10 protein-coding genes are annotated in these 9,855 nt (G+C 45.9%); 1 reads left to right on the top strand and 9 read right to left on the bottom strand.

Translation table 11 applies throughout. The features are described 5' to 3' along the window. The 4 genes from B4F99_RS00255 to infC all read right to left on the bottom strand — a co-directional run. The coding region (locus B4F99_RS00255; RefSeq protein WP_290754646.1) for a dUTP diphosphatase at positions 1-111 on the bottom strand (111 nt) is incomplete at its 3' end. A gap of 118 nt (positions 112-229) precedes the next feature. Then, entirely contained in the window at positions 230-589 is a 360-nt protein-coding gene (rplT, locus tag B4F99_RS00250; RefSeq protein WP_012371057.1) for a 50S ribosomal protein L20, read from the bottom strand. Between the two features lie 37 nt (positions 590-626). Then, a complete protein-coding gene (gene rpmI, locus B4F99_RS00245) occupies positions 627-821 on the bottom strand; it encodes a 50S ribosomal protein L35 (RefSeq protein ID WP_023469015.1) in 195 nt (64 codons plus the stop codon). A gap of 27 nt (positions 822-848) precedes the next feature. Beyond that, positions 849-1,379 (bottom strand): translation initiation factor IF-3, encoded by a 531-nt coding sequence (gene infC, locus B4F99_RS00240; RefSeq protein ID WP_029342318.1) that lies wholly within the window; start codon positions 1,377-1,379, stop codon positions 849-851. 432 nt (positions 1,380-1,811) lie between these two features. On the opposite strand from infC, the gene B4F99_RS00235 reads away from it, so the two are divergent. Further along, a complete protein-coding gene (locus tag B4F99_RS00235; RefSeq protein WP_035406325.1) occupies positions 1,812-3,281 on the top strand; it encodes a catalase in 1,470 nt (489 codons plus the stop codon). Between the two features lie 47 nt (positions 3,282-3,328). Here the strand turns inward: B4F99_RS00235 and B4F99_RS00230 are convergent, their stop codons facing one another. The 5 genes from B4F99_RS00230 to nrdR all read right to left on the bottom strand — a co-directional run bounded on the left by B4F99_RS00230 (position 3,329) and on the right by nrdR (position 9,848). Then, positions 3,329-4,534, bottom strand: coding sequence for a right-handed parallel beta-helix repeat-containing protein (locus tag B4F99_RS00230; RefSeq protein WP_214852893.1), 1,206 nt, complete (start codon positions 4,532-4,534; stop codon positions 3,329-3,331). Positions 4,535-4,754: 220 nt separating this feature from the next. Further along, positions 4,755-6,695: a threonine--tRNA ligase gene (gene thrS / locus B4F99_RS00225; RefSeq protein ID WP_290754641.1), complete on the bottom strand. Its 1,941-nt coding sequence runs from the start codon at positions 6,693-6,695 to the stop codon at positions 4,755-4,757. A 312-nt stretch (positions 6,696-7,007) separates the two neighbouring features. After that, the gene (gene dnaI / locus B4F99_RS00220; RefSeq protein ID WP_035406319.1) at positions 7,008-7,925 is read right to left on the bottom strand and encodes a primosomal protein DnaI; all 918 of its coding nucleotides are present in this window, start codon (positions 7,923-7,925) and stop codon (positions 7,008-7,010) included. A gap of 12 nt (positions 7,926-7,937) precedes the next feature. Then, positions 7,938-9,299: a replication initiation and membrane attachment family protein gene (locus B4F99_RS00215; RefSeq protein WP_290754639.1), complete on the bottom strand. Its 1,362-nt coding sequence runs from the start codon at positions 9,297-9,299 to the stop codon at positions 7,938-7,940. 72 nt (positions 9,300-9,371) lie between these two features. After that, entirely contained in the window at positions 9,372-9,848 is a 477-nt protein-coding gene (gene nrdR, locus B4F99_RS00210) for a transcriptional regulator NrdR (protein WP_035406313.1), read from the bottom strand. Between the last annotated feature and the right edge of the window lie 7 nt (positions 9,849-9,855).

Genomic DNA, 9,855 nt, shown 5'->3' with positions numbered 1-9,855 from the left:
GACCAATAAGGCAAGCAGACGCTCGTCGAATTGATTGCCTGTTAATTGATGTTCTGACTGAATCCGTTTATCCAACTGTTCTTGCATCTCAAAAAGTGTCAACCAATCCATCTTTAATTCTCCTTCTATCTAAAAAAATCATATGACCGTCTCATCGACGTGCCTTCTTATTTTATCATTAAATCGAAAAAAACGTCGGAGAATTAAATTCCCCGACGAATTGTAGAACTTAAGCGTTCAATTTTGCTTTTGCTGTGTCAGCAAGTGAAGCAAATGCAGTTGCATCTGTAACTGCGAGGTCAGCGAGCATCTTACGGTTAACGTCGATACCTGCTAATTTAAGACCATGCATCATGCGGCTGTAAGAAAGACCGTTGATACGTGCTGCCGCATTGATCCGAGTGATCCAGAGGCGACGGAAGTCACGTTTCTTTTGACGACGGTCACGGTAAGCATACATGAGAGATTTCATGACTTGCTGTTTCGCAACCTTGAAGAGTGTATGTTTCGAGCCGTAGTAGCCCTTAGCTAATTTGAGTTGTTTTTTACGACGTTGACGAGTCGTATATCCGCCTTTTACGCGTGGCATATAAATTCCCTCCTAAATCTGTATACGATTGGATAAATTACTTCGCGATCATGTGACGGATGCGTTTGAAGTCACCCGTAGATACCATGCTAGCTTTACGTAATTTACGTTTCGCTTTTGTTGATTTGTTACCGAACAAGTGGCTTGTGTAAGCACGACCACGTTTCAATTTGCCAGAAGCAGTACGTTTGAAACGTTTAGAAGCACCGCGGTGCGATTTCATTTTAGGCATGAGAGATTCCCTCCTACTTCGATTCGATTAGTCTTCTTTCTTAGGAGCAAGCACGAGGAACATGCTGCGTCCTTCCATCTTCGGTCTCTGTTCCACAACACCGAACTCACTTAAATCCGTTGCGAGGCGTTCGAGAACGCGTTTACCGATTTCCGAGTGAGTGATGGCACGACCGCGGAAGCGAATGCTCGCTTTCACTTTGTTACCATTCTCCAAGAATTTCTTCGCATTACGGAATTTCGTTTGGAAGTCGTTCTCCTCGATCGTCGGGCTAAGACGAACTTCTTTCATCTGAATCACTTTCTGATTCTTCCGAGTTTCTTTGTCCTTCTTTTGCATCTCGAAACGGTATTTACCATAGTCCATGATCTTACAAACTGGCGGTGTCGCTTGTGGAGCGACCATGACGAGGTCAAGTTCCGCTTCCTCTGCGAGACGTAGCGCTTCGTTGCGTGATTGGACACCTAGTTGAGCACCATCCGCTCCGATAAGACGAACTTCCCGGGCACGGATGCTTTCATTGATTAACAGATCTTTGCTAATGGTTAGCACCTCCATCGTGCATTGCACGAAAAATGAATGATAGAAAACGCTATAAAAAAAGCGTCGGCAGTTTTTCCCGCCCACACTCATAAGGAACGCCAAGGCACAGCATTTGCTATACATTGCGTATCTTCATGATGAACCAGTACGAGTGATCATACATGGTGAGAAGCGGGATGCTTCTGCTTTGTTGTCATTTCACTTTGCTATCATAGCACTTGTTTTCCCGTGATGTCAAGCCGCTTTCTATGTTCTTACAGAACGTTGCTCACATACTTGATTATAATAGCAATCCTTTGAGCGATAAGCAAGAAGTTTCTAACCAGTTTTTCACGGGTACATTCATAACATGAAAAAAGATTCAGAACATTCGCAAGCAAAAGTGTTTATTTAGAATGATTATTGTTTTATAATTAATTTAATCTTACATAAAGGGGAGAATAACAGATGACTGAAAAACGATTAACGACCAATCAAGGTGTCCCAATCGGAGACAACCAGAATTCACGTACGGCTGGACGTCGCGGACCAACTTTATTAGAAGACTATCAATTAATTGAAAAGATGGCCCATTTCGACCGGGAACGTGTACCTGAGCGCGTCGTACATGCTCGTGGATTCGGTGCTCACGGTGTCTTCACTGTCAAAAATTCAATGAAAAAGTACACGAAAGCTGCGTTTCTACAAGAAGAAGGGACAGAAGTTCCTGTCTTCGCCCGTTTCTCGACTGTTATTCACGGCACGCATTCTCCAGAGACGCTCCGCGATCCACGTGGATTCTCTGTCAAGTTCTATACAGAAGAAGGAAACTGGGATTTCGTCGGGAACAATCTTCCTGTCTTCTTCATTCGCGACGCCATGAAATTCCCAGATATGGTCCATTCTCTCAAACCAGATCCAAGAACGAACATTCAAGATCCTGACCGTTACTGGGACTTCATGACACTTCGTCCGGAATCGACGAACATGCTCATGCACCTTTTCACGGATGAGGGTATTCCTGCAAGCTACCGTAAAATGCGTGGTTCTTCCGTTCACTCATTCAAATGGGTGAATGCACACGGTAATACGGTTTATGTGAAACTACGCTGGGTACCAAAAGCTGGTGTTCATAATCTCTCAGCAGAAGAAGCGACAGAGATTCAAGGAAAAGACTTCAACCATGCTTCAAACGATACGTTCCAAGCGATTGAAGATGGCGATTACCCGGAATGGGATCTGTTCGTACAGGTACTTGATCCAGCTGACGTCGATCAGTTCGATTTCGATCCGCTCGACGCGACAAAGGATTGGTTCGAAGATGTCATCCCGTTCCAACACGTCGGTACGATGACATTGAACAAAAACGTCGATAACTATTTCGCTGAAACAGAATCAGTCGGGTTCAACCCAGGTGTCTTGATTCCAGGGATGTTGCCATCTGAGGATAAGTTGTTACAAGGTCGCTTGTTCTCTTACTCGGACACACAACGCTACCGTATTGGCACGAATTATCAACAACTTCCAATCAACTGTCCGTTTGCACAAGTGAACAACTACCAACGTGACGGTGCAATGCCGGTCGGTCAGCAAACGAGTCCGGTCAACTACGAACCGAACCGTTATCAAGAAGAACCAAAAGAAACACCCGAGTATACGGAAGAAAATCAACCGTTGCTTGATGATAAACATGGTCGTCTCGAAATCGAGAAGACGAATAACTTTGGTCAAGCCGGAGAAGTATACCGTCGCCTGACAGAAGAAGAGCAAGCAGCTCTCTTGAAGAACCTCGTCAACGACCTTCAGCAAGTGCGTCATGAAAATACGGTCCTGCTCGCAATCTGTAACTTCTATCGTGCTGATGCTTCACTCGGTCAGAAGCTATCAGAAGCTTTACAAGTCAATATCGAACCGTTCCTGCAACAAATGCGGTCATAACGCAAAACGAGCACCCTCGACGCTAGTCTTGGGTGCTTGTTTGTGTCTTAGTATGGAATGAAATCATAGCGCTCTGCTGTTTTATACGTGAACTCGTTCAATTTTTTGAATAAGACGATTTGATCGAGTCCAACCTGCTTGACTGTATTTTGTTGCATATACCGTTTTTGATCTGCTGTAAACGTATTATAAATGGGCGAATAGCCGTTACTTTGGAACGGTTGCATTTGAATCGCACGATCCGCGTCTTCCAATCGATTGTAGCGAATCGTCCCTCCGACAACTCCTCTACCGAGAATCGTCATCGCTTTCCCATCTGCTCGATGCACATTTCGGATCGTATTGTAACGGACCGTTGGATTCTTCCAGTTCATCATCGAAATCGCATAATCCTTCGTTCCGTCAATCGTGTTTTTTTCAATCCGGACGTTCGTGTGTAATTTGTTTTCTGTGTATTGATGTGTGCCGATCGCCACATTGATGTTACGGAACAAGTTATTACGAATCGTGATGTCTTCATTTGGAGTGCCATCTTGATTCGACCACTTCCAGTTGAAGCCCTTCGTGATTGGATCTGGAGTATCGAGATTAATCGATTCATTCGGACCTGTATTCGGTATCATGACAGCATCGACGAATTTCATGTTTTCGATGACTGCCTTCTTCGTCGCATCAAGTTCCATCGCATGTGAACCCTTTTGATTCCGTACTGTGATGCCGCCGATATATAAGTTTTGATTATGGGCAATAGCGAAAGCCGAACCACGCGCATATCGATTCAAGTCGATCTGTGCATTCCCCTTACCGATGAGTTTAACGTTCTGTGAACCGTTATATTTGCCAACTTTTTTATTCAGACGCAAAACCGATGGCGCAACCAAATCAAAGACACTTGTCGTCGAACTAATCTTTGTCGTTCCTGTCTCAGTCGTCTTTTTGATGATGACGCCATCTTCCAAGATCACCGTCGTATTGGACGGAATACCGACTCGTAGTGGAGACAGATATGTTCCTTTCGTCAAGACGAGTGTCCCTCCCCCCTCTTTTTCAAGTCGTTCCAAATAAGAGCGCATCGTATAATGGTTGCGCGTCTTTGTGTTATAGGTCGTATATTTACGGATTGCTGGGTCAATCGCTTCTGTTTTTGGTGTGATCCGGTACGTCTTTTTAGTCGTCGCCGCATCTGCTTTTCCCGGATGAACACCTATTAAAAGTGAAAAGGCGATGAAAACAGCAAGAGTCGTCTGTTTCATTTTTCTGTAACTTCCTTCCTACCCTTCAAAACATTCTATCCCATGAAGGTTTATTATAGAATTTATCCAATTAAAGGAAAAATGATTTTCGGTTATGTTGGATAGATGTAGCTGGATGATCTACCTTTATCATCGGCTTGTTGCTTCCTTCTTTTAAGAATCACATCACAAAAAAAGTCCGCCCTACATCAGCAGGACGAACTCTTTCATGAGGCTAGAATTATTTTGAACGGTTTGCGATTTCTTGCTCTAAATCTGCAACGAATTGTTCGAGTGATGCATTACTCGAGTCTTTTGAACCGTAACGACGAATGTTGACTTCGCGCGTTTCTACTTCTTTGTCACCTAAAACGAGCATGACCGGTACTTTATTGACTTGTGCTTCACGAATACGATAACCGAGTTTCTCGTCACGGAAATCTGTTTCGACGCGGATTCCCTTTTTCAACAGGATCGCTTTGATTTCACGGGCATAGTCTTCATGAACGCTCGAGACCGGAATCAATTTCACCTGAACCGGTGCGAGCCATGTTGGGAATGCGCCTTTGTATTCTTCGATCAAGTAAGCAACGAAGCGTTCCATCGTTGATACGACACCTCGGTGTAAGACGACTGGACGGTGATCTTGTCCGTCGTTCCCTTTGTATGTCAATTCGAATCGCTCTGGTAAGAGGAAGTCGAGTTGGACTGTTGAGAGCGTCTCATCTTTACCAAGCGCTGTCCGAACTTGAACGTCAAGCTTTGGTCCGTAGAAGGCGGCTTCGCCTTCTGCTTCGAAGTATTCGAGTTCGAGCTCATCCATTGTTTCTTTCAACTCACGTTGCGCCATTTCCCAGATCGCATCGTTGTCGAAGTACTTCTCTTTGTCCGCTGGGTCACGGTATGAAAGACGGAATTTGTAATCCGTGATCCCGAAATCAGCATAGACTTCTTGAATGAGATGAACGATGGCTTTAAACTCTTCTTTCATTTGGTCAGGACGGACGAACGTATGTCCATCGTTAAGAACCATGTAACGAACGCGTTGAAGACCAGTCAAGGCACCAGACATTTCGTAACGGTGCATGCCACCAAGCTCCGCGACACGAAGTGGTAAATCACGGTACGAACGTGGTTCGTTCTTATAGACCATCATATGATGTGGACAGTTCATCGGGCGAAGAACGAGTTCTTCATTGTCCATCTCCATTTTCGGGAACATGTCATCTTGATAGTGATCCCAGTGCCCCGATGTCTTGTATAGATCGACTGAACCGAGGACCGGTGTATAGACGTGCTCATACCCAAGTTCGAGTTCTTTATCGACGATATAACGCTCGACTGTCCGGCGGATCGCTGCTCCTTTTGGTAACCACATCGGGAGTCCTTGACCGACTTCTTGAGAAGTGAAGAACAATCCAAGTTCCTTCCCGAGTTTACGGTGATCCCGTTCTTTTGCTTCAGCGAGGAAGTGGAGGTGTTGTTTCAACTGATCTTTTGTTGCCCATGCTGTACCGTAAATCCGTTGTAACATCTTGTTTTTCGAATCACCACGCCAGTAAGCACCAGCAATGCTCATCAATTTGAAGACTTGTAGCTTCGCTGTCGCTGGAACGTGTGGTCCACGGCATAGATCGAAGAATTCGCCTTGACGGTAAATCGTCAAATCCTGATCAGCAGGAATCGACTCGATCAATTCAACCTTCAACGGATCATTGAGTTCTTTATAGATGGCAAGTGCCTCGTCACGCGAGACGACTTCTCGTTCGATCGGCAAGTTTTCACCGGCAATTTTATTCATCATCTTCTCGATTTCTGGAAGGTCCTCTTCTGTCAGACGACGTTCCATATCGATGTCATAGTAAAAACCATTCTCGATTGTCGGTCCAATTCCAAGATGAATCGTTTCATCCGGATACAGACGTTTGATGGCTTGTGCCATCAAATGAGCTGAAGAGTGACGAATCAAGTCGAGCCCTTCTTCTGAATCCGGCATGATCAATTCAATTGTACCGTCCTCTTCGATTGGACGACGGTAATCGATGGCGTGCCCGTTCAATTTAGCAGCAAAGGCTTTTTTACGAAGACCTGGGCTGATCGAAGCTGCCACTTCTTCAGCTGTCGTGCCGGCTGCAAATTCCTTTACGGCGCCGTCTGGAAATGTAAGTGCGATGTTTGACATGACTGTTTCCCCCTTTTACAAAATAAAAAAAGACTCATCCCTAAAAAGGGACGAGTCTTAATCTCGTGGTACCACCCTCGTTCCCGGACCATGTACTGGTTCGGCTCGAACACGCGTTAACGGGCGTGAGGCGCAAACGGATTAGCCCCGTTCGTGCTATGAGGGAGTAAAGACATGAATGATGCCATGAGAAGCTTCCACCGTTCTTCTCTCGCTAGTTTGGTTCATTTCATACTCCATATCCTCAATCGTTGCATCGTCTATTGACGTGTCATTAGTATAACGAATCCGTTGCTTCCTTGACAAGGAAAATTAGTAGCGACGTCGATTTTCACCAAGGAACTCGATTGGTTGCGTCGTCGTCCGGATTCGTTCCATCAGTCGTGCAGCCTTTAACTTATCGCCTTGATCGTTCGTGATTCCGAAATGGAGCTCGAGTTCATCATAAGATAAGTTCGAGCTGAATAATGTTGGCAGACGATGCATCATGCGATACTGCAAAATGATCCCGAACAATTCATCCCGTACCCACGGGCTGATCGATTCAGCACCGATATCGTCAATCAACAAGACTGGAATCGTTTGAAATCCTTCGAGGAATGTATCGAATGAGTCAGACCGAATCCGCCGTTTCGCTTCAGCGACAAACCCCGGGGCATGGACAAGAATCGTTGCAATCCGTTCTTTTTTCAAAGCATTCCCGATCGCAGCCAAGAGGTATGTTTTCCCGACGCCAAAGCTACCATGAAGGTATAATCCCTTGACCGTCTCCTTCGAGCGGAGATGATTGAGGAACTGAGACGCCGCACGCAAGGCAAGCTTACGGTCCGTCGTCGATAAGTCAAAATCACTGAAGTTCGCATCGCGGACTTCATCCGGCAGGAACAGGCTCTTAAATTTCTTCTCAAGCGCACGTTCATCCTCTCGGTCTTTTAACGCTTGCGACTTCTCATACGAGACGACGATCTGTCCTTTTTCGACGTGCAGGATCGGCTGGTACCCTTCGATGACTGCTTTACTTTCAATCAGTCGATTTCCGTCCATCTGTTCCGCATATTCATTCAATTTGAGCATGCCCCGCTCGATCATCCGTTGATCGATCTCCGGATGTGTCCGCAAGAACATGACGACACCTGGATGAGACAACACTCGTTGTTGAATCGCTCGAACCGATTCTGCGACGTCCGGTCGACTTAATATTTTTTCGATAGATGATTGGATATGTTCCATGTCTCGACTCCTTTAGTTCCCCTTCAGTTCTCGTAAGATCCGTTCCATTTCTTCATCATCTGGAACATCTGCTTCGAAACTCGCTTTTTTAGAGGCTTCGTACTGCTGCTGTTTTGCTTTCTCTTCTTGCAACCACTTCGGATTCGGACCGCCATTCGTGTTGCTTGTCCGTCCCCGGCGACCACCAACGGTCTGACGCGCACGTTCTTGTTTTTGCTCCTGCTTTTTTGAAATCAACTCATCCTGCTCCTGCGTCTTCGCTAATGCCTCGGATGCCGTCACGTATCCCTTCTGTTTCCAATCATCAACGATCGATAAGAGGAAGTTCTTGCTGAAGCGATTATCTTTTTTGATGACGAGCGCATAGTAGTACGCAGCATTGACGATCCCAGACGACATCTCATAATCGATGATCAATTGTTGGATCAATTCTTCATCCCGTTCAGACAACGCTTTGACCTTTCGCAACTTCGCTACATAATGCTTCGGATGGGTGCTTTCCATCGTCTCCGTCGCTTCGATGTCTCCGACCTCGATCGTGTCTAGTGAGGCGACCTTCGCTTTTTTCTCCCGGCTGAGTTTTTGTTTCGCTGACAACATCATCTGTTTGCAGCGTTCTTGCTTCTCAGCATCGGTCATCGGCAAGTACGCTTCGTGACGGAAACGGGCATTCAACAGTTCCGCCATCAATGCTTCATTCGACTGCGTGACGTAAGCAAGCTTCACGAGCAGATGATCGATTGCCTTTGAGTAAAATGTTCGTGGCAGGAAACGATCGGTCTGTCGCTTCATCTCTTCTAGATCAAAAGAATAGTCGAATTCATATACCGCACGTTCCTGTTTCGCATAAGCTTTCGGCTGATGAGCGGAAGCAAGACCAGCTTTTACGTCGAACACTTGATCAAATCGAACCGTCCGATCAACGATGTTCTTCGGAAGCGGCTCCGTCCGAAAACGATGCTGTAACGACCGGAACCGGATTTCACCGACGCGATAGAACAGCAGACTCGATAACACCCCGTCATTCAAGAAGGTGTTCGGCGCGAGCGGAACCCGGATTTGATAAATGTAACGATACGCGGCTTGGCGCGCTTCGAACGTTCGAATCAACCCGATCCCTTCTAGCTTAAATAACTCTTCCTTGAACTCATCGACGGAAAACCCGAGTAGTGTTCCGAGTTCCGCATGGGAAATATACTGGGATTTCGTTTTCCCTGGGATCATCTCACTCCAAAACGTTTGATAGAGCCCAAGCGCTTTAACACCGATAATCGGCTGGTACAAATAATATAAAGATTGATAAGCTTCACGGTCGACGACACCATTGCTCATCACTAAGCAAAGGTCGGTACCGGAAAGTTCACGTTCTATCATCTGACTCGTCCTTTCCTTAGGGAGAAAAAGAGAGGTGCGCTGACCGGACAGACGACCTCTCTTATATCACGTTCAATTCTCACGGTCATTTTCCTGATGTCGCTCCATCAGTTCAGAGAGCTCTTGGAAAAAGACATTGATGTCCTTAAATTGTTTATAAACGCTCGCAAAGCGGACATATGCCACTTCGTCAACGGATGCTAGCTCATTTAATACGAGACGTCCGACCTGCTCACTTGGAATCTCATGCTGAGCTGTCGCTCGTAATGCCTTTTCGACCCGACTGACGACTGTTTCTAGCTGTTCAATCGAAATCGGTCGTTTTTCACAGGCACGCACTAATCCGCGTAGAATTTTCTCGCGATTGAACTCGTCACGCGTTCCGTCTTTCTTTACGATGATTAAAGGGGTCTGCTCGACCATTTCGAATGTCGTAAAACGATAGCCACAAGACTCACATTCACGTCTTCTTCGAATCGAACCGAAATCCTGGACTGGTCTTGAATCCAGTACTTTTGTTCCGTTAAAATTACAGGCTGGACAGCGCATGCCGTAC

Source organism: Exiguobacterium sp. UBA3491 (genome assembly GCF_002377745.1).
GTDB lineage: Bacteria > Bacillota > Bacilli > Exiguobacteriales > Exiguobacteriaceae > Exiguobacterium_A.
The sequence above is the reverse complement of the archived record's forward strand: the minus strand, read 5'-3'. Positions and strand labels throughout refer to the sequence as shown.

Coding starts and splice junctions, on each gene's coding strand:
- rplT (WP_012371057.1), bottom strand. CDS start 589: ATGCCACGCGTAAAAGGCGGATATACGACTCGTCAACGTCGTAAAAAA.
- rpmI (WP_023469015.1), bottom strand. CDS start 821: ATGCCTAAAATGAAATCGCACCGCGGTGCTTCTAAACGTTTCAAACGT.
- infC (WP_029342318.1), bottom strand. CDS start 1,379: ATGGAGGTGCTAACCATTAGCAAAGATCTGTTAATCAATGAAAGCATC.
- B4F99_RS00235 (WP_035406325.1), top strand. CDS start 1,812: ATGACTGAAAAACGATTAACGACCAATCAAGGTGTCCCAATCGGAGAC.
- B4F99_RS00230 (WP_214852893.1), bottom strand. CDS start 4,534: ATGAAACAGACGACTCTTGCTGTTTTCATCGCCTTTTCACTTTTAATA.
- thrS (WP_290754641.1), bottom strand. CDS start 6,695: ATGTCAAACATCGCACTTACATTTCCAGACGGCGCCGTAAAGGAATTT.
- dnaI (WP_035406319.1), bottom strand. CDS start 7,925: ATGGAACATATCCAATCATCTATCGAAAAAATATTAAGTCGACCGGAC.
- B4F99_RS00215 (WP_290754639.1), bottom strand. CDS start 9,299: ATGATAGAACGTGAACTTTCCGGTACCGACCTTTGCTTAGTGATGAGC.
- nrdR (WP_035406313.1), bottom strand. CDS start 9,848: ATGCGCTGTCCAGCCTGTAATTTTAACGGAACAAAAGTACTGGATTCA.